Below are 350 nucleotides of genomic sequence, written 5' to 3' on the forward strand. Positions count from 1 at the left end.
CGGCGGCCCCGACCGCGGCGCCCACGGCCGAGTCGGCTCCGGCAGACAGTTCGCTGAGCCTGCGCGTCGTGCTGGGCGCCGGCGCACTGCTGGCGGCCGCCGTCACCGGGGCACTGGCCCTGCGCAGGACGCTGCAGCGGCGCCGCCGCAGGCCCGGCGAGAAGATCGCCATCGCGCCGGAAAAGTCCACGGCCGAGGCCCAGCTGGCGGCCGCCGCCGAGGCGGGCGGCGCCGTCCGTCTGGACCTTGCCCTGCCCCCCCTTGCCCACCACCTGTCCGCCGCGGCCGACACGGCGCCGGGTGTGCCGCAGCTGCGGGCCGCGCGGATCGGCACGCACACCATCGACGTC

At 78.9% G+C, this 350-nt stretch carries 1 pseudogene; it reads left to right on the forward strand.

The annotated features are described in order from the left end of the window. Window positions 1-350: pseudogene (locus TN53_RS43185) on the forward strand (hypothetical protein); the annotation flags it as partial.

The sequence above is a fragment of the Streptomyces sp. WM6386 genome (genome assembly GCF_000972385.1).
Classification (GTDB): domain Bacteria; phylum Actinomycetota; class Actinomycetes; order Streptomycetales; family Streptomycetaceae; genus Streptomyces.